Origin of the sequence: Kosakonia sp. HypNH10, from assembly GCF_029850615.1 — a bacterium.
GTDB classification, from domain to species: Bacteria; Pseudomonadota; Gammaproteobacteria; order Enterobacterales; family Enterobacteriaceae; genus Kosakonia; species Kosakonia cowanii.
In genome coordinates, this window is record NZ_JAOTIU010000001.1 from 332543 (window position 1) to 355142 (window position 22600).

The 22600-nt window shown below is 59.0% G+C and carries 21 protein-coding genes; 11 read left to right on the forward strand and 10 right to left on the reverse strand.

What is annotated here, in order from left to right:
* Positions 1–42 precede the first annotated feature (42 nt).
* The 6 genes from mnmA (at position 43) to N7V53_RS01785 (ending at position 6691) form a co-directional block, all read left to right on the forward strand.
* The gene (gene mnmA, locus N7V53_RS01760) at positions 43–1149 is read left to right on the forward strand and encodes a tRNA 2-thiouridine(34) synthase MnmA (RefSeq protein WP_042717548.1); all 1107 of its coding nucleotides are present in this window, start codon (positions 43–45) and stop codon (positions 1147–1149) included.
* A 74-nt stretch (positions 1150–1223) separates the two neighbouring features.
* Positions 1224–1853: a high frequency lysogenization protein HflD gene (gene hflD, locus N7V53_RS01765; protein WP_023481656.1), complete on the forward strand. Its 630-nt coding sequence runs from the start codon at positions 1224–1226 to the stop codon at positions 1851–1853.
* Between the two features lie 19 nt (positions 1854–1872).
* Positions 1873–3243: an adenylosuccinate lyase gene (gene purB / locus N7V53_RS01770; protein ID WP_279791789.1), complete on the forward strand. Its 1371-nt coding sequence runs from the start codon at positions 1873–1875 to the stop codon at positions 3241–3243.
* Between the two features lie 135 nt (positions 3244–3378).
* Positions 3379–4053, forward strand: coding sequence for a two-component system response regulator PhoP (gene phoP / locus N7V53_RS01775; protein ID WP_023481368.1), 675 nt, complete (start codon positions 3379–3381; stop codon positions 4051–4053).
* A complete protein-coding gene (gene phoQ / locus N7V53_RS01780; RefSeq protein WP_023481557.1) occupies positions 4050–5510 on the forward strand; it encodes a two-component system sensor histidine kinase PhoQ in 1461 nt (486 codons plus the stop codon). The genes phoP and phoQ overlap by 4 nt, the downstream gene beginning before the upstream one ends.
* Positions 5511–5569: 59 nt before the next feature.
* Entirely contained in the window at positions 5570–6691 is a 1122-nt protein-coding gene (locus N7V53_RS01785) for a cupin domain-containing protein (RefSeq protein ID WP_279791790.1), read from the forward strand.
* A gap of 173 nt (positions 6692–6864) precedes the next feature.
* On the opposite strand, the gene N7V53_RS01790 is transcribed toward N7V53_RS01785, so the two are convergent.
* A complete protein-coding gene (locus N7V53_RS01790; protein WP_279791791.1) occupies positions 6865–7356 on the reverse strand; it encodes a transposase in 492 nt (163 codons plus the stop codon).
* A 512-nt stretch (positions 7357–7868) separates the two neighbouring features.
* A complete protein-coding gene (pepT, locus tag N7V53_RS01795) occupies positions 7869–9107 on the reverse strand; it encodes a peptidase T (protein ID WP_279791792.1) in 1239 nt (412 codons plus the stop codon).
* 284 nt (positions 9108–9391) lie between these two features.
* Between pepT and potA the strand changes: the two genes are divergently transcribed.
* The 5 genes from potA to N7V53_RS01820 all read left to right on the forward strand — a co-directional run bounded on the left by potA (position 9392) and on the right by N7V53_RS01820 (position 13859).
* Positions 9392–10510, forward strand: coding sequence for a spermidine/putrescine ABC transporter ATP-binding protein PotA (potA, locus tag N7V53_RS01800; protein WP_279791793.1), 1119 nt, complete (start codon positions 9392–9394; stop codon positions 10508–10510).
* A complete protein-coding gene (potB, locus tag N7V53_RS01805) occupies positions 10494–11351 on the forward strand; it encodes a spermidine/putrescine ABC transporter permease PotB (RefSeq protein WP_279791795.1) in 858 nt (285 codons plus the stop codon). The genes potA and potB overlap by 17 nt, the downstream gene beginning before the upstream one ends.
* Positions 11348–12136: a spermidine/putrescine ABC transporter permease PotC gene (gene potC / locus N7V53_RS01810; RefSeq protein WP_023481287.1), complete on the forward strand. Its 789-nt coding sequence runs from the start codon at positions 11348–11350 to the stop codon at positions 12134–12136. The genes potB and potC overlap by 4 nt, the downstream gene beginning before the upstream one ends.
* Positions 12136–13182 carry a spermidine/putrescine ABC transporter substrate-binding protein PotD gene (gene potD / locus N7V53_RS01815; protein ID WP_124968616.1) on the forward strand — a complete coding sequence of 349 codons (1047 nt, stop codon included), beginning with the start codon at positions 12136–12138 and terminating at the stop codon, positions 13180–13182. The genes potC and potD overlap by 1 nt, the downstream gene beginning before the upstream one ends.
* A 125-nt stretch (positions 13183–13307) precedes the next feature.
* On the forward strand, positions 13308–13859 hold the full coding sequence (locus tag N7V53_RS01820) for a sterol desaturase family protein (RefSeq protein ID WP_279791797.1): 552 nt from the start codon (positions 13308–13310) through the stop codon (positions 13857–13859).
* Here the strand turns inward: N7V53_RS01820 and crtB are convergent.
* From crtB to nagK, 8 genes are all read right to left on the reverse strand, one after another.
* Positions 13792–14724: a 15-cis-phytoene synthase CrtB gene (crtB, locus tag N7V53_RS01825; protein ID WP_279791798.1), complete on the reverse strand. Its 933-nt coding sequence runs from the start codon at positions 14722–14724 to the stop codon at positions 13792–13794. The two genes, N7V53_RS01820 and crtB, sit on opposite strands and share 68 nt — an antisense overlap.
* Complete coding sequence (locus N7V53_RS01830; RefSeq protein ID WP_279791799.1) at positions 14721–16202, reverse strand: phytoene desaturase; 1482 nt, start codon at positions 16200–16202, stop codon at positions 14721–14723. Before N7V53_RS01830 ends, crtB begins: the two co-directional genes overlap by 4 nt.
* A complete protein-coding gene (crtY, locus tag N7V53_RS01835) occupies positions 16195–17370 on the reverse strand; it encodes a lycopene beta-cyclase CrtY (RefSeq protein WP_279791801.1) in 1176 nt (391 codons plus the stop codon). The genes N7V53_RS01830 and crtY overlap by 8 nt, the downstream gene beginning before the upstream one ends.
* Positions 17367–18632: a glycosyltransferase gene (locus tag N7V53_RS01840; protein ID WP_279791802.1), complete on the reverse strand. Its 1266-nt coding sequence runs from the start codon at positions 18630–18632 to the stop codon at positions 17367–17369. The genes crtY and N7V53_RS01840 overlap by 4 nt, the downstream gene beginning before the upstream one ends.
* A complete protein-coding gene (fni, locus tag N7V53_RS01845; protein WP_279791803.1) occupies positions 18629–19657 on the reverse strand; it encodes a type 2 isopentenyl-diphosphate Delta-isomerase in 1029 nt (342 codons plus the stop codon). Before fni ends, N7V53_RS01840 begins: the two co-directional genes overlap by 4 nt.
* Before the next feature lie 3 nt (positions 19658–19660).
* Positions 19661–20578, reverse strand: coding sequence for a polyprenyl synthetase family protein (locus tag N7V53_RS01850; protein ID WP_023481413.1), 918 nt, complete (start codon positions 20576–20578; stop codon positions 19661–19663).
* A 253-nt stretch (positions 20579–20831) separates the two neighbouring features.
* Positions 20832–21653, reverse strand: a complete 822-nt coding sequence (cobB, locus tag N7V53_RS01855; RefSeq protein WP_279791804.1) for a Sir2 family NAD+-dependent deacetylase — start codon at positions 21651–21653, stop codon at positions 20832–20834.
* A gap of 10 nt (positions 21654–21663) precedes the next feature.
* Positions 21664–22581: an N-acetylglucosamine kinase gene (nagK, locus tag N7V53_RS01860; protein ID WP_279791805.1), complete on the reverse strand. Its 918-nt coding sequence runs from the start codon at positions 22579–22581 to the stop codon at positions 21664–21666.
* Positions 22582–22600: the final 19 nt, after the last annotated feature.

Genomic DNA, 22600 nt, shown 5'->3' on the forward strand with positions numbered 1-22600 from the left:
GCTAGAATACGCCGCCCTGAAGTTCTTCGTTGTGAGTATTCTATGTCTGATAGCCCAAAAAAAGTGATCGTCGGCATGTCCGGCGGTGTCGACTCTTCCGTTTCCGCCTACTTGTTGCAGCAACAAGGTTATAAGGTGGAAGGCCTGTTCATGAAGAACTGGGAAGAGGATGACGGCGAGGAATACTGCACCGCGGCGGCGGATCTGGCCGACGCGCAGGCCGTCTGCGACAAGCTCGGCATTGAGCTTCACACCGTCAATTTTGCCGCAGAGTACTGGGACAACGTCTTTGAGCACTTCCTTGCGGAGTACAAAGCCGGGCGCACGCCGAACCCCGATATTCTCTGCAACAAAGAGATCAAATTTAAAGCCTTCCTTGAGTTCGCCGCCGAAGATCTTGGCGCGGATTATATTGCCACCGGCCACTATGTGCGCCGCGCCGATGTCGACGGCAAAAGCCGCCTGCTGCGCGGTCTCGACGGCAATAAGGATCAGAGCTACTTCCTCTATACGCTGGGCCATGAACAGATCGCCCAGAGCCTCTTCCCGGTCGGTGAGCTGGAAAAGCCGCAGGTGCGTAAAATCGCCGAAGAGCTGGGCCTTGCCACCGCGAAGAAGAAAGACTCGACCGGTATCTGTTTTATCGGCGAGCGCAAATTCCGCGAGTTCCTCGGCCGCTATCTGCCCGCACAGCCGGGCAAAATCGTCACCGTTGATGGCGAAGCGATCGGCGAACATCAGGGCCTGATGTACCACACATTAGGCCAGCGCAAAGGCTTAGGCATCGGCGGCACCAAAGAGGGCAGCGAAGATCCGTGGTATGTGGTCGACAAAGATGTCGAAAACAATATCCTTATCGTCGCCCAGGGCCACGATCACCCGCGTCTGATGTCGGTCGGGCTGATTGCCCAGCAACTGCACTGGGTCGATCGCGAGCCGGTCAACGGCACGCTGCGCTGTACGGTGAAAACCCGCTACCGCCAGCAGGATATCCCCTGCACCGTCACGGCGCTGGACGACGATCGCATTGAAGTGCGTTTCGACGAGCCGGTAGCTGCCGTCACGCCGGGTCAATCCGCCGTCTTCTATCTGGATGACGTCTGCCTTGGCGGCGGTATTATCGAGCAGCGCCTGCCGCTGCCGGTTTAACTCTGTTTTAGCGATATCGGACTGGCTAACGCCCGCGCAGATGCACTCAGACGCGGGCACAAAAAGGAGTAAGTGTGGCGAAGAACTATTACGACATTACCCTGGCGCTGGCAGGCATCTGTCAGTCAGCACGTCTGGTGCAGGAGCTTGCGCACCAGGGCCACTGTGACGCCGACGCGCTGCACGTTTCCCTTAATAGCGTTATCGATATGAACCCGGACTCCACCCTCGGTGTGTTTGGCGGCAGCGAAGCCAACCTGCGCATTGGCCTCGAGTCGCTGCTTGGCGTGCTCAACGGCAGCAACCGCCAGGGGCTGAACGGGGAAGTGACCCGCTACACCCTGAGCATGATGGTGCTCGAGCGCAAGCTGGCGGCAAAAAAAGCGGCGATGGAGACGCTCGGCAACCGCATTGGCGGCCTGCAGCGCCAGCTTGAACACTTCGATCTGCAATCCGACACCCTGCTGAGTGCGATGGCCGCGATCTATGTCGACGTCATCAGCCCGCTCGGGCCGCGCATCCAGGTCACCGGCTCCCCTGCCATTTTGCAAAGCGCTCAGGTGCAGGCCAAAGTGCGCGCCACCCTGCTGGCAGGCATCCGCGCCGCCGTGCTGTGGCACCAGGTGGGCGGCGGTCGGCTACAGTTAATGTTTTCCCGTAATCGCCTGTCGACACAGGCCAAACACATTCTCGCTCATTGTTAACCTCCCGGAGTTGTGACTTATGGAATTATCCTCACTGACCGCCGTTTCCCCTGTCGATGGACGCTACGGCGATAAAGTCAGCGCGCTGCGCGGGATCTTCAGCGAATTCGGTTTGCTGAAGTTTCGCGTTCAGGTTGAAGTACGCTGGCTGCAAAAACTGGCGGCGCACGCGGCGATCAAGGAAGTTCCTGCTTTTGCCGACCACGCAAACGGTTTCCTCGATAAAATCGTTGCGGACTTCTCCGTTGAAGACGCGCAGCGCATCAAAACCATTGAGCGCACCACCAACCACGACGTGAAAGCGGTTGAGTACTTTCTGAAAGAGAAAGTGGCCGACGTCCCGGAGCTGCACGCGGTCTCTGAGTTTATCCACTTCGCCTGCACCTCCGAAGATATCAACAACCTCTCCCACGCCCTGATGCTGAAAAGCGCCCGCGATGAGGTGATCCTGCCTTACTGGCGTCAGCTGATTGATGCGGTGAAAGCGCTGGCCGTTGAGTACCGTGATATTCCGCTGCTGTCGCGCACCCACGGTCAGCCGGCCACCCCGTCAACCATCGGGAAAGAGATGGCGAACGTTGCCTACCGTATGGAGCGCCAGTACCGCCAGCTCAACCAGGTGGAAATTCTCGGCAAAATCAACGGCGCGGTTGGAAACTATAACGCCCATATCGCCGCCTATCCGGAAGTGGACTGGCACCAGTTCAGCGAAGAGTTTGTCACCTCATTAGGCATTGAGTGGAACCCCTACACCACGCAGATTGAGCCCCATGACTACATCGCCGAGCTGTTTGACTGCATGGCGCGCTTCAACACCATCCTCATCGACTTCGACCGCGACGTCTGGGGTTATATCGCCCTCAACCACTTTAAGCAGAAGACCATTGCCGGGGAGATCGGCTCCTCGACCATGCCGCATAAAGTGAACCCGATTGACTTTGAAAACTCCGAAGGCAACCTCGGCCTGTCGAATGCCGTGCTGCAACATCTGGCGAGCAAACTGCCGGTCTCGCGCTGGCAGCGCGATCTGACCGACTCGACGGTGCTGCGTAACCTCGGCGTTGGCGTCGGCTATGCGCTGATCGCTTACCAGTCGACTCTGAAAGGCGTCAGCAAACTGGAAGTGAACCGCGATCGCCTGCTGGATGAGCTGGATCACAACTGGGAAGTGCTGGCCGAGCCGATTCAGACGGTGATGCGCCGTTACGGCATTGAGAAGCCGTACGAAAAACTGAAAGAGCTGACCCGCGGTAAGCGCGTTGATGCCGAAGGCATGAAGCAGTTTATCGACAGCCTGGCGCTGCCAGAGGACGAAAAAGTGCGCCTGAAAGCGATGACGCCAGCCAACTATATTGGTCGCGCTATCACCATGGTTGATGAGTTGAAATAATCCCCGCCCGCTCTGCCCGCCCTCTTTCGCCGGAAAGAGGGCATCTTCCTGTTACGGTTGAGTAAATGTTTATCCCTCTTGTAACAAAATCAGCGTTAAACTATTCACTCCAAAAATAAAGGGAGAGGTCTGACGATGCGCGTACTGGTTGTGGAAGATAATGCTCTGCTGCGCCACCACTTAAAAGTGCAGTTGCAGGAGCTGGGACATCAGGTCGACGCCGCTGAAGATGCAAAGGAAGCGGATTACTTTCTGAACGAACACCTGCCGGATATCGCGATTGTCGATCTTGGCCTGCCGGATGAAGATGGCCTGTCGCTGATCCGCCGCTGGCGCAGCCATGAAGTCTCGCTGCCGGTGCTGGTGCTTACCGCGCGCGAAGGGTGGCAAGATAAGGTTGAAGTGCTGAGCGCGGGTGCCGATGATTACGTCACCAAACCGTTCCATATTGAAGAAGTGGTGGCGCGTATTCAGGCGCTGATGCGCCGTAACAGCGGCCTCGCCTCGCAGCTAATTTCAATGCCGCCGTTCCAGGTCGACCTCTCACGCCGCGAACTCTCGGTCAACGAGGAAGTGGTCAAACTCACCGCCTTTGAATACACCATTATGGAGACGCTGATCCGCAACAGCGGCAAAGTGGTGAGCAAAGATTCGCTGATGCTGCAACTCTACCCCGATGCCGAACTGCGCGAGAGCCATACTATCGACGTGCTGATGGGTCGCCTGCGTAAAAAGATCCAGGCCCAGTATCCCGATGAGGTGATCACCACCGTGCGCGGCCAGGGCTATCTTTTCGAACTGCCAAAATGAAACGCCTGCTGCGGCACCTCTTCCCGCTCTCGCTGCGGGTGCGCTTTTTACTCGCCACCGCCGCGGTGGTGATGGTGCTGTCGCTGGCCTATGGCGTGGTCGCGCTGGTCGGCTACAGCGTCAGCTTCGATAAAACCACCTTCCGGTTGCTGCGCGGCGAGAGCAACCTCTTCTATACGCTGGCGCAGTGGAAAGAGAACAAGCTGGAGATCGACCTGCCGGAAAACCTCGATCTGCAAAGCCCGACCATGACATTTATCTACGACAAAAACGGCAAGCTGATCTGGTCCCAGCGGAATGTGCCGTGGTTGCAAAAGCGTATTGAGCCGGAGTGGCTGAAGAGCGATGGTTTTCACGAAATTGAAGCGGATATTGACTCCACCAGCACGCTGATCAACGACGATCACGCCGCGTCGGAGCAACTCAAAGCGATCCGCGAAGATGACAGCGACTCCGAAATGACCCACTCGGTGGCGGTGAACCTCTACCCTGCCACCGCGCGTATGCCGCAGTTGACCATCGTAGTAGTCGATACCATCCCGATCGAGCTTAAACGCTCCTATATGGTGTGGAACTGGTTTATCTATGTGCTCTCCGCCAACCTGCTGCTGGTGATCCCGCTGCTATGGCTGGCGGCCTGGTGGAGCCTGCGGCCGATTGAGGATCTGGCGCGCGAAGTGCGCGAGCTGGAGGAGCACCACCGCGAGCAGCTTAACCCGGAAACCACCCGCGAGCTGACCAGCCTGGTGCAGAACCTCAACCGCTTGCTGAAAAGCGAGCGCGAGCGCTATGACAAATATCGCACCACCTTGACCGATCTCACCCACAGCCTGAAAACCCCGCTGGCGGTGCTGCAAAGCACGTTGCGCTCGCTGCGCAGTGACAAGATGAGCGTCAGCGAGGCTGAACCGGTGATGCTTGAGCAGATCAGCCGCATCTCGCAGCAAATTGGCTACTACCTGCACCGCGCCACCATGCGCGGCAGCAGCATGCTCAGCCGCGAGCTGCATCCGGTCGCCGCGCTGCTCGATAACCTCACTTCCGCGCTGAATAAGGTCTATCAGCGCAAAGGGGTTAATATCACGCTCGATATCTCGCCGGAGGTCGGTTTTGTCGGCGAGCAGAACGACTTTATGGAAGTGATGGGCAACGTGCTGGATAACGCCTGCAAATATTGCCTCGAGTTTGTTGAGGTCTCTGTTAACCAGAGCGATGACATGCTGCACATTGTTGTCGAGGATGATGGCCCCGGCATTCCGCTGGCGAAACGCGAGCTGGTGTTCGATCGCGGTCAGCGCGCCGACACGCTGCGTCCGGGCCAGGGCGTCGGGCTTTCGGTGGCGCGGGAGATCGTCGAGCAGTATGGCGGGCAGATCCTCACCGGCGACAGCCTGCTCGGCGGCGCGCGCATGGAAGTGATTTTTGGTCGTCAGCAAACGGGAATAACGGGCGACTGAACCCCCTTAACACAGCTATAATCGATTATTCAGCCCATGATTAATTGCCGGAAATATATATGGAATATCACGTAGAGATAAACTGGCCAGATTTTATTCAACGCTACTGGCAGAAACGTCCGGTGGTGTTGAAACGCGGAATCAAGGATTTCGTCGACCCGATTAGCCCGGACGAACTGGCGGGGCTGGCGATGGAGAATGAAGTCGACAGCCGCCTGGTCAGCCATCTTGATGGTAAATGGCAGGTAAGCCACGGCCCGTTTGAGAGTTACGATCACATGGGCGAAAACAACTGGTCGCTGCTGGTGCAGGCGGTGAACCACTGGCATCAGCCTGCCGCGGCGCTGATGAGCCCCTTCCGCGTACTGCCGGACTGGCGCACCGACGATCTGATGATCTCCTTCTCGGTGCCGGGCGGCGGCGTTGGCCCGCACCTCGATCAGTATGATGTGTTTATTATTCAGGGTACCGGCCGTCGCCGCTGGCGCGTCGGGGATAAAGTGCCGCTGAAGCAGCACTGCCCGCACCCGGATCTGCTGCAGGTCGATCCTTTCGAAGCGATCATCGATGAAGAGATGGAGCCGGGCGATATTCTCTATATTCCGCCAGGATTCCCGCACGAGGGCTATTCGCTGGAGAATTCGCTCAACTACTCGGTCGGTTTCCGCGCACCGAGCGGGCGTGAGCTGATCAGCGGCTTTGCCGATTACGTGCTGCAACGCGAACTGGGCAGCCAGCGCTACAGCGATCCGGACGTGCCGGAGCGCGATCACCCGGCGGATATCCTGCCTCAGGAACTGGATAAGCTGCGCGAGATGATGCTCGGGCTGATTAATCAGCAGGCGCAGTTTAACGAGTGGCTCGGCGAGTTTATCTCCCAGTCGCGTCACGAGCTGGATGTCGCTCCACCGGAACCGCCCTATCAGCCGGATGAGATCTACGATGCGCTGAAACAGGGCGACAAGCTGGCCCGTCTCGGCGGCCTGCGCGTGCTGCGCATCGGCGACGATGTGTACGCCAACGGCGAGAAGATCAACTCCCCGCACCGCCCGGCGCTCGAAGCGCTGGCTCGCCATAGCGTTATATCCGGCGAGATGTTTGGCGATGCGCTGGACGATCCTTCCTTCCTCGCGATGCTTGCCGCCCTGGTAAACAGCGGGTATTGGTTCTTCGAGGATTAATATCCTGTGGCGCCATCGGGCATCATGCCTGATGGCGCTGCGCTTATCAGGCCTACAACCCCCCTCCAAACCGTAGGCCGGATAAGGCGTTCACGCCGCCATCCGGCAATGACCGACAAAACCATCCCAAACCGTAGGCCGGATAAGGCGGTACGCCGCCATCCGGCAATGCATTACCGCCTTTCCCCGGCCTCCATATCGGCTATCTCCCCTGCCCAATCCTTCGGATACACTCCGGCGCGGACATCGCGATGAAAGGTGGAAAAGGGCCATTGCGCGGTACATTTCACAAATCCATGTTTAACCGGGTTGATATACACATAATCCATATGATGCCGGTAATCCCGCTCATCGCGGATGGTGTGCTCCCAAAAGCGCGGCTGCCAGATCTCTTTCTGCCTGAGCGACTTGCTAAAGGCTTTCTTAAGCTCGCGCCAGCGCCCGGAAAAATCATCATCGTTTTCGGGTAACGTCCAGATGCAGTGCATATGCTCCGGCAGGATAACCCAGGCATTGATATGAAAAGGCTGGCGGCGTTTCACCGTGAGGGTTGCATGACGCAGAGTATCAATATGGCGGGTAAGAAGATCGCTGCGCCTGTCGCGCAGGTTGACGGTGAAAAACCACGTGCCGCCAGGCACATAATGACGACGATAGTCAGACATCTGGAAACTCCTTTTCCATTCGTAACGCCTGTTGCCTGATGGCGCTGCGCTTATCAGGCCTACAAAACTCAAAAAAACATGCCATCCGGCAATGCGCACCGTGCCCCACATACTGCCTGATGGCGCTGCGCTTATCAGGCCTACAAAACCAAAAAAACGTGCCATCCGGCAATGCGCACCGCGCCCGACATACTGCCTGATGGCGCTGCGCTTATCAGGCCTACAAAACCCAAAAAACATACGAACCCGTAGGCCGGATAAGGCGCTTGCGCCGCCATCCGGCAATGAGCTCCGCGCCCGACTTACTGCCTGATGGCGCTACGCTTATCAGGCCTACAAAACCCAAAAAAACATGCGAACCCGTAGGCCGGATAAGGCGCTTGCGCCGCCATCCGGCAATGAGCTCCGCGCCCGACATACTGCCTGATGGCGCTACGCTTATCAGGCCTACAAAATCCAAAAAACATGCAAACCTGTACGCCGCCATCCGGCAATGCCTACCGCGCCGGGAATCACCCCTGCGCGGTCTGCCTTTCGGCAGTTAACTCCGCGATCCGCACAATCACCTGCACCGCTTTTTCCATGCCGTTCAGGGTGGCGAACTCGTGTTTGCCATGATAGTTGTAGCCGCCGGTAAAGATATTCGGGCAGGGCAGCCCCATAAAGGAGAGCTGTGCGCCGTCGGTGCCGCCGCGGATCGGTTTCATCTGCGGTTCGATATCACAATCGCGCATCGCCTGCTGGGCAATGTCGATAATGTGCGGGAACTCTGCCACCTTCTCGCGCATATTGTAATAACTATCTTCAATCACCAGTTCGATATAGCAATCCGGGTGCAGCCCTTTGCCCACCTCTTTGGCGATCTCCATCATCTTACGTTTACGCGCTTCAAACGATGAGCGCTCAAAATCGCGGATGATATAGTGCATCTCGGCGCGATCCACCGTGCCTTTAATGCTGGTGAGATGATAAAAGCCCTCATACCCTTCGGTCTGCTCCGGGCTCTCCTCTTCCGGTATGCGCGCATGAATTTTGCTGGCAAGCGTCATGGCATTGACCATCACCCCTTTTGCGGTGCCGGGGTGGACGTTATTACCGACGATTTTCACCGTCACCGACGCGGCGTTGAAGTTCTCAAACTCCAGCTCGCCAATGCCGCTGCCATCCATGGTGTAGGCCCACTTCGCGCCAAAGGCCTCAACATCGAAATATTTCGCCCCTTTGCCCACCTCTTCATCGGGCGTGAACGCCACGCAGATATCGCCATGGGGAATGTTTTTTGTCTTCAGCACCGCCAGCGCGGTCATGATCTCCGCCACGCCCGCTTTATCATCCGCGCCGAGCAGGGTTTTGCCGTCGGTGGTGATCAGCGTATGGCCAAGCAGCTGGTGCAGCACCGGGAACATCACCGGTGAGAGGATCTCATCGCCGACACCCAGCGCAATATCGCCGCCACGGTAGTTTTCGAGGATCTGTGGGTTAACGTTTTTGCCGCTGAAGTCGGGCGAGGTGTCGACGTGGGAGATAAAACCAATCGCCGGAACCGGCTTGTCGACGTTGGATGGCAGTTTTGCCATCAGCGTGCCCTTATCGCTTAAGGTCACGTTCACCAGCCCCATCTCTTTAAGCTGGTCTTGCAGTAGATGCAGGAGCTTCCATTGACTATCCGTGCTTGGCACCTGCCGCACGCCGGGCTTCGATTGCGTATCCAGCGTTACGTACTGCAAAAAGCGCTCTAATAACTTATCCATAAAGCCCCCTAACAAAATGTCACAACATTATCAGTAAGCGTGAAAAGACAAATATTGCGTCAGGTCACTTTTACCCGGCAAACGAGAATATTTTAAAGGTCGTCGTATTAAACGTAGTTGAGAAAGTGACTGATTGAGCGGCGAAAAGCCATCAACGATTGGCGATTTAACCGCTTTGCCGTAGAATGCCTGGCCTTAAATCGTGCACAACCCTGAAGGTGGTTAATCACAAACCCCGCATCTGATACGCCCTTCGATGCGCAAACACGGGACAGAGTCAAAAATTGAATACACAATCGCGTTCGCGTTCGCCGCTGGTTGAGCTGGCCGGTCTGCGCAAAAGCTTTGATGGCAAAACGGTAATCTCCGATTTCAATCTCACCATTAATAACGGCGAATTTCTTACGCTGCTCGGCCCTTCCGGCTGCGGTAAAACTACGGTTCTGCGCCTGATTGCCGGGCTTGAGAGCGTCGATGTCGGCCATATCCAGTTAGATAACCAGGATATTACCGACGTTCCGGCGGAACATCGCCACGTGAACACCGTTTTTCAAAGTTACGCCCTCTTCCCGCACATGACCGTATTTGAAAACGTGGCGTTTGGCCTGCGGATGCAAAAGACGCCAGCGGCCGAGATTACCCCGCGCGTCACCGAAGCGCTGCGCATGGTGCAGCTTGACGAGTTCGCCCAGCGTAAACCGCACCAGCTCTCCGGCGGCCAGCAGCAGCGCGTCGCCATCGCCCGCGCGGTGGTGAATAAACCGCGTTTACTGCTGCTGGATGAGTCCCTCTCCGCCCTCGATTACAAGCTGCGCAAGCAGATGCAGAACGAACTGAAAGCCCTGCAACGTAAACTCGGCATCACCTTCGTCTTTGTGACCCACGATCAGGAAGAAGCGCTGACGATGTCCGATCGCATCGTGGTGATGCGTAACGGGCGCATCGAGCAGGACGGCACGCCGCGCGAGATCTACGAAGAGCCGAAAAACCTCTTTGTTGCCAGCTTTATCGGCGAAATCAATATCTTCAACGCCACGGTGATTGAGCGTCTCGACGAGAGCCGCGTGCGTGCCAACATTGAAGGGCGTGAGTGCAATATTTACGTCAACTTCCCGGTAGAGAGTGGTCAGCAGCTCAATGTGCTGCTGCGCCCGGAAGATCTGCGCGTCGAAGAGATCAACGACATCGCCGAGGTCGAAGGGCTGATTGGCTACGTGCGCGAGCGCAACTATAAAGGCATGACGCTGGAGTCGATGGTTGAGCTGGAAAACGGCAAGATGGTGATGGTCAGCGAGTTCTTCAACGAAGACGATCCCGACTTTGACCACTCGCTGGATCAGAAGATGGCCATCAACTGGGTCGAAAGCTGGGAGGTCGTGCTGGCTGATGAAGAGCACAAGTAAATTCCAGAAAGCGGTGATCGCCACCATCGTCGGCTGGCTGGTGCTGTTTGTCTTCCTGCCGAACCTGATGATCATCGCCACCAGCTTTTTGACCCGCGACGACGCCAACTTCGTCAAGCTGGTCTTCACGCTGGATAACTACGCACGGCTGCTCGATCCGCTCTACTTCGATGTGCTGCTGCACTCGCTGAATATGGCGCTGATTGCCACCTTCGCCTGCCTGCTGCTCGGCTACCCGTTTGCCTGGTTTCTGGCAAAGCTTCCGGCGAACGTACGCCCGCTGCTGCTCTTTTTGCTGATCGTCCCCTTCTGGACTAACTCGCTGATCCGTATCTACGGGCTGAAGATCTTCCTCAGCACTAAAGGCTACCTCAACGAGTTCCTGCTCTGGCTGGGGGTGATCGACACGCCAGTGCGCATCATGTTTACGCCGGGCGCGGTGATTATTGGCCTGGTCTATATCCTGCTGCCGTTTATGGTGATGCCGCTCTACTCCAGCATTGAGAAGCTCGACAAACCGCTGCTGGAAGCGGCAAAAGATCTCGGTGCCAGCAAGCTGCAAACCTTTCTGCGCATTATTATTCCGCTGACCATGCCGGGGATTATCGCCGGTTGCCTGCTGGTGATGCTGCCGGCAATGGGGCTGTTCTACGTCTCGGATCTTATGGGCGGGGCGAAAAACCTGCTGATCGGCAACGTCATTAAGAGCCAGTTCCTCAATATTCGCGACTGGCCGTTCGGCTCCGCGACCAGTATCACCCTGACGCTGGTGATGGGGCTGATGCTGCTGGTTTACTGGCGCGCCGCGCGTCTGCTTAACAAAAAGGTGGAGCTGGAATGATCGGTCGTCTCTTCAGAGGCGGTTTTATGGCCGCCATTTACGCTTACCTCTATATTCCGATCATCATTCTGATCGTGAATTCGTTTAACAGTTCGCGCTTTGGCATCAACTGGCAGGGCTTCTCCACCAAGTGGTACGGCCTGCTGATGAATAACGACAGCCTGTTGCAGGCGGCGCAGCACTCGCTGACCATGGCGGTGTTATCCGCCACCTTCGCGACGCTTATCGGCGCGCTGACGGCGGTGGCGCTTTACCGCTATCGCTTTCGCGGCAAGCCGTTTGTCAGCGGCATGCTGTTTGTAGTGATGATGTCGCCGGATATCGTGATGGCCATCTCCCTGCTGGTGCTGTTTATGCTGCTCGGCGTGCAGCTCGGCTTTATGTCGCTGCTCTTCTCGCATATCACTTTCTGCCTGCCTTTTGTGGTGGTAACGGTCTTTTCGCGCCTGAAAGGGTTTGATGTGCGGATGCTGGAGGCAGCGAAAGATCTCGGTGCCAGCGAGTTCACCATTTTGCGCAAGATTATCCTGCCACTGGCGATGCCTGCCGTGGCGGCGGGCTGGCTGCTCAGCTTTACCCTGTCGATGGATGACGTCGTGGTCTCTTCGTTTGTTACCGGACCAGGGTATGAGATCCTGCCGCTGAAAATTTATTCGATGGTCAAAGTGGGCGTCTCGCCGGAAGTGAACGCGCTGGCCACGATTCTGTTAGTGCTGTCGCTGGTGCTGGTGATCGCCAGCCAGCTGATTGCTCGCGATACGACGAAAGCTAAGAGGACATCTTAATGAAAAAATGGTCACGCCACCTGCTCGCCGCAGGCGCGCTCGCCTTCGGTATCAGCGCCGCCCACGCGGATGATAACAAAACGATCTACTTCTATAACTGGACCGAGTATGTGCCGCCAGGCCTGCTGGAGCAGTTCACCAAAGAGACCGGCATCAAAGTGATCTACTCGACCTACGAGTCGAATGAGACGATGTACGCCAAGCTGAAAACCTATAAAGAGGGTGCCTACGATCTGGTGGTGCCTTCCACCTACTTTGTCGACAAAATGCGCAAAGAGGGGATGATTCAGAAGATCGATAAGTCGAAGCTGACCAACTTCCACAACCTCGATCCGCAGATGCTCAACAAGCCCTTTGACCCGAGCAATGACTACTCGATTCCCTACATCTGGGGCGCAACGGCGATTGGCATCAATAGCGACGCGATCGATCCGAAAAGCGTCACCAGCTGGGCCGATCTGTGGAAACCGGAGTATAAAAGCAGCCTGCTGCTGACGGATGATGCGCGCGAAGTGTTCCAGATGGCGCTGCGCAAGCTCGGTTACTCTGGCAACACCACCGACCCGAAAGAGATTGAAGCGGCCTATAAAGAGCTGCAAAAACTGATGCCGAACGTCGCCGCCTTTAACTCCGATAACCCGGCTAACCCCTATATGGAGGGGGAAGTGAATCTCGGGATGGTGTGGAATGGCTCGGCGTTCGTTGCGCGCGAAGCGGGCACGCCGCTAGAGGTGGTGTGGCCTAAAGAGGGCGGTATCTTCTGGATGGACAGCCTTGCTATTCCGGCGAATGCGAAAAACGTCGACGGCGCGCTGAAGCTGATTAACTTCCTGCTGCGCCCCGAGATCGCCAAACAGGTGGCGGAAACCATCGGCTACCCGACGCCAAACCTCGCCGCACGTAAGTTGCTCAAGCCAGAGGTGGCTAACGACAAATCCCTCTACCCGGATGCGGAAACCATCAGCAAGGGCGAGTGGCAGAATGACGTTGGCAGCGCCAGCGCCCTGTATGAAGAGTATTATCAGAAGCTAAAAGCCGGTCGTTAAGCCCGCTTATTGCCGTCCGGTGTGACATTTTTCGCAGCGGACGGCGATAAAAAACCCGCCGCTGTCGTTGTGTATCCACGCGACTGCACTAGAGTCAATGGATGTCCGGTTAATAAGGGATACCGATGCTCGTCTTATGGAACACGCTGATCACGCTTGCCACCGTCGCCGCGATGGAGATTATCGCTACGCTTGCGCATAAATATGTCATGCATGGCTGGGGATGGGGCTGGCACCGCTCGCACCACGAACCGCGAACCGGCGCGTTTGAAGTTAACGATCTCTACGCCGTGGTTTTCGCCCTGCTGGCAATTGTGCTGATCGCCCTCGGTACCGCCGGTTTCTGGCCGTTACAGTGGATTGGCGCAGGCATGACGCTGTATGGCGCGCTCTACTTTATGGTGCACGACGGGCTGGTGCATCAGCGCTGGCCGTTTCGCTACGTGCCGCGCCGCGGCTACCTGAAACGCCTCTATATGGCTCACCGCCTGCACCACGCGGTGCGCGGCAAAGCCGACTGTGTCTCGTTTGGTTTTCTCTATGCCCCGCCGGTTGAGGATCTGCAACAGACCCTGCGCCAGCGTAAACGGGCGGAACATGCAGAGAAGGTCAGCGCGCGCGAGGACGCTGCCACAGGTGAGCAGGACGCGGCGCAGACCGCGACAGACGGGAAGTAAGCGCCATCCCCGCCCCTTTCGCCAGTAAGCCGAGTTTCTCGGCCTTGCTGGTGCCCTGCCGCTGTTCCCACGCTGCCGCTCCGGCGGCCATCACTTTAATGCCAATCTGCCGGTAAACGCCGTGCGCGGCGGCAATCGCCCATGCCGAGCGCAGCGGCAGACCGCGCAATCCGGCTTTCGCCGACGCGTAATAGGGCTCAGCGGCCATCACCAGCCTGCGTGCCAGCCGCGCGATATGTTGCCGTTTCGCCGGGTCGGCAATCTCACTGGCCGTCATCCCCTCCTCCGCCAGCCACTGCGCAGGAAGATAACAGCGCCCATTTTCCGCATCTTCAACGATATCGCGGGCGATATTGGTTAACTGAAACGCCAGCCCTAAATCGCAGGCGCGATCGAGCACTGCATCATCGCGCACGCCCATGATCCACGCCATCATCAGGCCAACCACGCCCGCGACGTGATAACAGTAGCGCAGCGTATCGTCAAAAGTCTGGTAGTGAGTTTCGCGTACGTCCATGGCGAAACCCTCAAGGTGCTCAAAAGCCAGGTGAGCGGGCATCTCATGCTGCGTGACCACCTCCTGGAAAGCGGCAAACGCCGGTTCGCTCATCGCTTCGCCGTCAAAGGCACGCTGAGTTTCGCGCCGCAGCATCGCAAGGCGCGCCAGCGCGCTCTCCTGCTGCGGCACTTCAGCGCGAAAGCCAAGCTCCTGCTCATCAATCACATCATCGCAGTAGCGGCACCAGGCATAGAGCATCAGTGCGCTGCGGCGCGTGGCGGGATCAAACAGTTTTGAAGCGGTGGCAAAACTTTTCGAGCCGACGGTTATCGTTTCCGTCGCATGGCTCATCAACGCATCATTCATCCGCTGAGCGCCTCGACCATCAGCCCCGCCGTCGCTTTCGCCGAACCAATCACGCCGGGAATACCCGCGCCAGGGTGAGTCCCTGCGCCGACCAGGTAGAGGTTGTCGATCTCGCTATCGCGGTTATGAGGGCGGAACCACGCGCTCTGGCGCAGGATCGGCTCCACGGAGAAGGCGGAACCCAGGTGCGCGCTAAGCTGGTCGCGGAAATCGATTGGGGTAAACATGCGCTCGGTGACCAGCTGTTCGCGCAGGCCGGGCATATAGTGCTGCTCCAGATAGGCAAAGATGCGATCGCGCAGGCGCGGCCCTTCGACGGCCCAGTCGATCTTCGCCGTGCCAAGGTGCGGCACCGGCGCAAGGACGTAGTAGCTGCCGCAGCCGGGCGGTGCCAGCGAGGGGTCGGTGACGCAAGGCGCGTGCAGGTAGAGTGAGAAATCCTCCGCCAGCGCTTCGCCGTGGAAGATCTCCTCAATCAGCTCTTTATAGCGCGGCCCGAAGCAGACGGTGTGGTGCGCCAGCTGATCGTGGTGATGATTGAGACCAAAGTAGAGCACAAACAGCGAGTTACTCATGCGCTTACGCTTCAGCGAAGCGGCGCGTTTCGCCCCGGTCGGATGGTGGCCGAGCAGCTTCTCGTAGGTGTGCACCACATCGGCATTCGACGCCACCGCGGCGGCGGCAATACGACGGCCATCTTTTAACTCGACGCCGGTGATGCGTTTACCGTCCGCCTCCAGCTTGCTCACTTCGGCATTCAGTTCCAGCGTGCCGCCGAGATCTTCAAACAGCTTCACCATTCCCTGCACCAGCGCCCCGGTGCCGCCGCGGGCAAACCAGACGCCCCACTCCCGCTCAAGGGCGTGGATCAGCGTATAGATTGACGAGGTGGCAAAGGGGTTACCGCCCACCAGCAGCGAGTGGAAAGAGAAGGCCTGGCGCAGGTGCTCATCTTCAATAAATTTGGAGACCATGCTGTAGACGCTGCGCCACGCCTGCAAGCGCATCAGCTGCGGGCCGGCGCGCAACATATCGCGGAAGGATAAGAACGGGACGGTGCCGAGCTTCAGGTAGCCCTCTTTAAATACCGCTTTTGAGTAGTCGAGAAAACGGCGATAGCCCTCGACGTCGCGCTCGTTAAAGCGGCGGATCTGCGCCTCCAGACGAGCCTGATCGTTATCGTAATCAAACACCTTCCCCTGCTCCCAGCAGAGGCGATAGAACGGCGTCACCGGCAGCAGGTCGACATAATCCGCCATCTTTTTACCCGCAAGGGTAAAGAGTTCTTCTATGGCGCTGGGATCGGTAATCACCGTTGGCCCGGCGTCAAAGGTAAAGCCCTGATCCTGATAGACATAGGCGCGGCCGCCCGGCTTGTCGCGCTGCTCCAGCAGCACGGTCGGCACGCCCGCCGCCTGCAGGCGAATGGCTAATGCCAGCCCGCCGAATCCGGCCCCGATGACGATGGTTTTATTCATGATTGAAGGCTCGCAGTCCAGGTGTGTGTTTAAGTACGGCGCGCATGGCTTCGCCCACCGGTACCGGCGGTTTTCCTGTCAGGATCCGCGCTTTATCAAAAAAGGTAAGTCTGTCGGCGTAGAAGCGGGCGATGAGCGCCGGGTTGAGGCCATAAAAACGCTGCATCACCTGCCAGCGTGCGCTGGCGTCACCCGCCAGAAACAGCATGCGGTTGAGCATGCGGTAGAAGCGCTGCTGACGCCAGACGCGCTCAGCATAGTGCTTGATCAGGGTAAAGAGTTTGTCGCCCTCAGGCACCGGCTGCTCAGCAATAAGATCCGCCAGCGCCACCGCGTGCGGCAGGGAGTAACCGGTAGTGGCGTGAAACAGCCCGGCGCGCAGGCCGCTACAGGGTTGCGGCGCGCGCGACTGCCAGAAGGCGCGGATATTACCATCCAGCGTGATCGGCAAGTTGCCCTGCTCTTCGCGCACCAGCGTTGTCAGCGTCCAGCCCTGCTGGCGCGCGTAATCCGCGATGTGCTGACGCGCCTCATCGCCGCTGAGAGTGGGCCGGTCAATATAGTGGGTATCTTCGATCAGCACCTCGCGCGCCGAGAGTGGCAAGGTGTAGACAAAACGGTACCCGTCCGCCTGGCTGACGGTGGCATCCATCAAAATCGGCTGCTGAAGCTGGTGCGGCTCGGCAAGCTGCCAGTGCTGGCCGAGGAAAGATTGAAAGCCGGGGGTCAGATGGGCATCCGGCAGATAGCCGCGCCCGTCGATCACCGCCCCGGCGTGCAGCGTTTCGCCGCTCTCAAGGGTGACGCTCTGCGGCGTCAGGCTCGCCACCGGCGTATCGGTTAACAGCGCAGCGCCAAGAGTGTCAGTAATTTTCTGTGCGAAGTGCTCTGAGCTGATGCTGAGATAGCCGCCCTCCAGCGTGCGCTGGCGCGCCGGAAAACGCACTTCGTAACCCGGCCAGCGGTGGCTGACCAGCGGGGCGATCCAGCTGTGCTGCGCCTGTGTCAGATCAGCCTGATGGAAAGACCAGGTGTGATTGCCGCCCGGCTGCGCGCCCGCTTCAACCATCAGCAGGCGCAGATCGGGCCGGGCATGGTGCAGACGCCAGGCGATAAGGCCATTCGCCAGCCCGCCGCCGACGAGGATCAGATCCCAGCGCGGGCTCATAGCGCACCCGCCATGACCGGCTGCCTGCTGGTCAGCGCAAGTTCAACGATTTGCGCGGCGCGCGGTGCGCCGCCCGCCTCCTGCAGCGGTTGCTGCATCTCGGCAAGCTTGATGGCGTAACGATTATCCGCCAGCAGCGCGCGCAGGTTTTTCTCCACCCGCGCACTGCTGGCAAAGCGTGACACCCGGCGACCAATCTGGTGGTACTCCACCCGCGCCGCGACGCCGGGCTGATCGAAGGCCAGCGGGATCACCAGAATCGGTGTGCTGCTATTGATGGCGTCCATCACGGTATTCATGCCGCCGTGGGTGACCACCACATCGGCGTCGCGCATCACCGCCGTCTGATCGGCAAAGTCGGTCACTTCCGCCCCACGAGCGATCAGCTTCTCCACCTGGCGCGCGTTCAGCCCACCACAGTGGGCGATCAATAAGCGAACATTCATGCGCCGACAGGCGCGGGCAATGGTGCGAAACAGCCGGTAGCGGTGCCCCTGCAAGGTGCCGAGTGAGGCAAAAATCAACGGGCGTTCAGCGCCAGAGTGATTATGCGACGTAATCTCCTGCGGCTGGCGCAGCGGCCCGACCGCGTGGAACCAGGCGGGAAGCTGGCGCGGGAAATCGAAGCAGGCCAGCGTCTGGCTGATCTGCGCCAGCGGCGAGAGGCACTCATGCATCGCGTTACGCTCAGGGATGCCAAAGCGGCGCGCATGCCGGGCGATCACCGCATTCTGGCGCGCCATCACTTTGTCATAGACCTGGGTGCTGGCACGGTAGAGTTTCTTGCGCCGCTCGCCGGGCGCATAGCGAAAAGGCATCACCGGCAGCGGGATGGTTTCATCCCGGTTAACGGGCAGCGCGCAGGCGACAGAGACAAACGGCAACCCCAGCGCCTCTGCCACCAGCCCACCAGCAGGCTCCATCTGATCGACAATCACCCCGTCGACGCCAAGCTGCGCCAATACCGCAGGCAGCGCGTGGCAGAGCATATCGGTGGTGCTTGCCAGATCCTTGATCAGCCGAATGATGCCCGGCCCTGCGGGATGGGCCATCAGGCGTAAAGTGCGTTGCAGGCGGGCGGGCGGATGGCTCTTTTCGCCGACCGCGCAAAAGCCGATGCGCGGATCCTGCAATAACTGCTGCGCCCCGGCCTGATTAACAAAGGTGATGCGATGTCCGCGCGCGATAAGCGCCTGTGCCAGCGCTTCCAGCGCGCGCATATGGCTATAGAGCGGCGGTGAGATCACAGCATAGTGGCTCATGCTTCACGCACCAGCGTCGCCTGGCGTAGCGCCTCCAGGTTAGCGCTGCCGGTGCAGAAACAGGCGACACGAAGTTGATCGATCACCACCTGGAAGTGGGCGGCGACGGTTTCACACGAGACGGTGGCGCTGCCGAGCACGGCCGCAGCCTGGCCCACCAGCGACGCACCCAGCCGCAGCGCTTTCGCCGCATCAATGCCGTTAGCAATACCGCCGGAGGCGATAAGCGGCATCTCCGGCATCGCCTGTTGCAGTTCGGTCAGCGCCTGCGCGGTCGGAATACCCCAGTTGGCAAAGGCCATTGCCACAGCGCGATGATGAGCCTGCGCGGCGCGCTCGCCCTCCACCGCCGCCCAGCTGGTGCCGCCTGCCCCGGCGACATCAAGCATCGCCACACCGGCCTCACTCAACTGGCGCGCGACATTGACGGATAAACCGGCCCCCACCTCTTTAACTACCACCGGGACGGGAAGTGCCGCCACGGTTTTCTCAATCGCTGACAGCACGCCACGCCAGTCGCGATCGCCGCCGCTTTGCAGCGCTTCCTGGAGTGGATTGAGGTGAATAATCAACGCGTCGGCTTCAATCATCTCCACCGCGCGCCGCGCGTAATCGACGCCCTCAGGCCCGGCAATCTGCGCCGCGCCGAGGTTTGAGAGCAGCGCGATATCCGGTGCCAGCTGGCGCAGTTCACGGGTTAAGCCAGAGTTCTCTTTGCTCTCCAGCGCCACGCGCTGTGAGCCAACCCCCATCGCCAGACCAAGCTGCTGCGCCGCCTGCGCCAGATGGCGGTTGATCATCGCCGCGCGGCTGGCACCGCCGGTCATGGAACTGATCAGCAGCGGTGCGCGCAGGGATTTGCCAAACAGCCTGCAGCCAAGATCGATCTCATCCAGATGCAGCTCCGGCATCGCGCAGTGTTCAAAACGCCACTGCTCAAAGCCGGTGGTGCGTTTCATGGCGCTGTGTGGGCTGTTAAGGACGATATCGAGGTGATCGTTTTTACGTTTCGCCAGATCCTTCATGTGCTAGCACCCCGGCAGCGTCGTCGCCCGGCTTTCGCCAAACAGCGTCATCTGTTTATCGAACCAGGCGCGCATAAAGCGGCGGGTGGAGACGCCGCGCGGGCAGGCGTTGGCAAGGTGTTCATCGGCGCTACGCAGATGGTCGCTCAGGCGCTGATGCACAACCTCCGCGCCCAGCATCGCCACCAGCGTCGATTTGCCATCATCTTTATTGAGATCTTTGCCGGTGCCGTTCAGCCCATCGGTGAGATCGTCCATCAGCTGGAACGCCTGGCCGAGATCGAGGGCAAAACAGCGCAGCCGCTCGCGCACCTGCGGCGTCGACTCGGCGGCAATCGCCGCCATTTGCAGCGTGGCATCAAACAAGCGGCTGGTTTTTAACTCATTGGTCAACTGGATAGCTTCCGGGCTGCGCGCCTTGTCGCCCTCATGCAGATCGAGAAACTGACCCTGCACCAGGCCCTGAAGCCCCACAGCGGTGGAGAGTTCCGCGACGGATGCCGCTTTGCAGGCCGCCGATAAGCCCTGTGCCTCTGCCACCACGCCAAAGGCGCGGCTCAGCAGCGCAACGGCGGCCAGAATGGCGACGTTTTCACCATACTGGCGATGAATGGTCGGGCGTCCACGGCGCAGCGCGGCGTTATCCATGCAGGGGATATCGTCCAGCATCAGCGAGGCGGCGTGCACCATTTCGACGGCACAGGCGAGATCGAGCAGCCCACGCTGGTCAACATCGCAGCCAAGATCGTGCGCGGCCAGCATCAGCAGCAGCGGGCGGACACGCTTGCCCGCCACCAGGGTCCCTTCGCGCATCGCGCTGTAGATCTGATCCTGCTGCGCACCGGCGGGTAACAGGTGATCGAGGCGTTGTTGCAGCGCGTCGCGTAGGGTCTGCAATTGGGCGTCGTGGTTGAGATTCATCGTGGCTGTCCCTCGTTATCCTTAAAGCGATGGCCGGGTAAATAAGTCAGAGCATGAGGGCAGCGGTTAGCCTGCTGCGCTCGTCGGAGTACGTGAAAAACTCCGCGCAGCCTGGGCGCTAATCTCTGCGGTGTCGTATTGGCAAAGCGTAGCGTAGATTGGGACATTTGCTCCGTAACGAGCGAATTCATAAGAATTTTTACATTATTACAACATAGCCGCCCGGTCAACCTTGCGCGACCGGGCGAGGCGCTTATAGCCCCTTCAGCAGCTTGTCGACGAATGCCGGAACAACCTCGCTTGCCAGCCCATACTGCTTCTCTTCAAACTCGCTGCCGACCTGGCTCGGTTCGAGATTGAGTTCGACCGTATGCGCGCCGTGCAGCTTCGCCTCATGGACAAACCCGGCGGCGGGATAGACATGCCCGGAGGTACCAATCGCGATAAAGAGATCCGCCATCGCCAGCGCGCTGTAGATCTCATCCATGCCGAGCGGCATTTCGCCAAACCACACCACGTGCGGGCGCAGCGGCGCGGGGAACTGGCAGCAGTGGCACTTATCCTCTTCGGAAACATCGCCGGTCCACTCCAGCACCTGCCCGCTCTGCGAACAGCGCACTTTCAGCAGCTCGCCATGCATATGGATAATGTGCTGATTGCCGGCGCGCTCATGCAGGTTGTCGATATTCTGCGTGATCAGCAAAAAGCGATCGCCCAGCGCCTCTTCCAGCTTCGCCAGCGCCAGATGCGCGGCGTTCGGTGCGATCTCCGGCAGCTGTAACTGGCGGCGGCGATCGTTATAGAAGCGCTGCACCAGCTGCGGATTACGGGCGAAACCTTCCGGCGTCGCCACATCCTCCACATGATGCTCTTCCCACAGGCCATCCGCAGCGCGGAAGGTTCGAATACCGGATTCAGCGGAGATCCCCGCCCCGGTTAAGACAACAACTCTCGGTTTTTCCATTACGTCATGCACCATTATGTCGCGGAAAAAGATTCGCTGGCGTAAGCGCTCGCGCAGGCGGCGCTTGTTGCGGCGAAAACGGCTGAGACGATGTGAACGTCGCGATTGCATGGGCATCCTCTCAGGAGTGGTCTGCAAGGTGAAGGAAGGCCGCGCCGCGCATACCGCCCGCGTCGCCGTGGCGCGCGCGTTCGATACGGGGAACGTCGCCGGCCGGTAACAGGTGTGGCGCGATGCGATCCGGCAGCAGCCGGGTCAGCGCGCTGAAGTTGGATAATCCGCCGCCAATCACTATCAGATCCGGGTCGATAATCGTCAAAATATTGCCAAGGCAGACCGCCAGCAAATCGACGTAGCGCTCAACATGCGCCCGCGCGTTTGCCTCGCCCTGCTCCCAGCGCGCGATAATTTCCGGCGCTGTCAGAGTCTGATGATAGAAGTGTTGGTAGAGCCATGCAAAACCGCGACCGGAGAGATAGTTCTCAATACAGCCGATATTGCCGCAGCCGCAGCGCAAAAGGGGAAAGTCAAAACCCATCAGAGAGAGTGCATCGACGGGCAGACGAATATGGCCAAATTCGCCGGTGATAAAGCGCCGCCCGGGGATCGCTTTACCGTTAAATACCAGCCCGCCGCCGACGCCGGTGCCGAGGATCAACCCCATCACCAGCGGATAGCGGCGAAACTCCTCATCCCAGGCTTCTGAAAGGGTAAAACAGTTGGCATCGTTATCGATACGCACGTCGCGATCGAGCAGATGGCTGAGATCGCGGCGCAGCGCCTGCCCGCTGGCGGCGGGCAGATTGGCGGCGTAGAGCGTGCCATCGGCAGTTTCCGGCATCCCCGGAATGCCAATGCCGACGCTGCCCTTCACGCCGCTACGGCGATCGGCTTCCGCCACCAGCGCGGCGATAGCCTGCAGAAAGGCGTCGTAACTTTCGTGGGGCGTGGCAATACGCGTTTCCCACTGTAACCGCCGCCCGGCGTCAAAGAGACCGAGTGCGATTTTACTGCCGCCAATATCAAACCCGTAGTGCATTGCCACTCCTTCGTTGTGG

Bases quoted from the DNA above. Each gene is read 5' to 3' on its own strand.
- mnmA (WP_042717548.1), top strand. From the start codon at position 43: ATGTCTGATAGCCCAAAAAAAGTGATCGTCGGCATGTCCGGCGGTGTC.
- purB (WP_279791789.1), top strand. From the start codon at position 1,873: ATGGAATTATCCTCACTGACCGCCGTTTCCCCTGTCGATGGACGCTAC.
- phoP (WP_023481368.1), top strand. From the start codon at position 3,379: ATGCGCGTACTGGTTGTGGAAGATAATGCTCTGCTGCGCCACCACTTA.
- phoQ (WP_023481557.1), top strand. From the start codon at position 4,050: ATGAAACGCCTGCTGCGGCACCTCTTCCCGCTCTCGCTGCGGGTGCGC.
- N7V53_RS01785 (WP_279791790.1), top strand. From the start codon at position 5,570: ATGGAATATCACGTAGAGATAAACTGGCCAGATTTTATTCAACGCTAC.
- N7V53_RS01790 (WP_279791791.1), bottom strand. From the start codon at position 7,356: ATGTCTGACTATCGTCGTCATTATGTGCCTGGCGGCACGTGGTTTTTC.
- pepT (WP_279791792.1), bottom strand. From the start codon at position 9,107: ATGGATAAGTTATTAGAGCGCTTTTTGCAGTACGTAACGCTGGATACG.
- potB (WP_279791795.1), top strand. From the start codon at position 10,494: ATGAAGAGCACAAGTAAATTCCAGAAAGCGGTGATCGCCACCATCGTC.
- potC (WP_023481287.1), top strand. From the start codon at position 11,348: ATGATCGGTCGTCTCTTCAGAGGCGGTTTTATGGCCGCCATTTACGCT.
- potD (WP_124968616.1), top strand. From the start codon at position 12,136: ATGAAAAAATGGTCACGCCACCTGCTCGCCGCAGGCGCGCTCGCCTTC.
- N7V53_RS01820 (WP_279791797.1), top strand. From the start codon at position 13,308: ATGCTCGTCTTATGGAACACGCTGATCACGCTTGCCACCGTCGCCGCG.
- crtB (WP_279791798.1), bottom strand. From the start codon at position 14,724: ATGAATGATGCGTTGATGAGCCATGCGACGGAAACGATAACCGTCGGC.
- N7V53_RS01830 (WP_279791799.1), bottom strand. From the start codon at position 16,202: ATGAATAAAACCATCGTCATCGGGGCCGGATTCGGCGGGCTGGCATTA.
- crtY (WP_279791801.1), bottom strand. From the start codon at position 17,370: ATGAGCCCGCGCTGGGATCTGATCCTCGTCGGCGGCGGGCTGGCGAAT.
- N7V53_RS01840 (WP_279791802.1), bottom strand. From the start codon at position 18,632: ATGAGCCACTATGCTGTGATCTCACCGCCGCTCTATAGCCATATGCGC.
- fni (WP_279791803.1), bottom strand. From the start codon at position 19,657: ATGAAGGATCTGGCGAAACGTAAAAACGATCACCTCGATATCGTCCTT.
- N7V53_RS01850 (WP_023481413.1), bottom strand. From the start codon at position 20,578: ATGAATCTCAACCACGACGCCCAATTGCAGACCCTACGCGACGCGCTG.
- cobB (WP_279791804.1), bottom strand. From the start codon at position 21,653: ATGCAATCGCGACGTTCACATCGTCTCAGCCGTTTTCGCCGCAACAAG.
- nagK (WP_279791805.1), bottom strand. From the start codon at position 22,581: ATGCACTACGGGTTTGATATTGGCGGCAGTAAAATCGCACTCGGTCTC.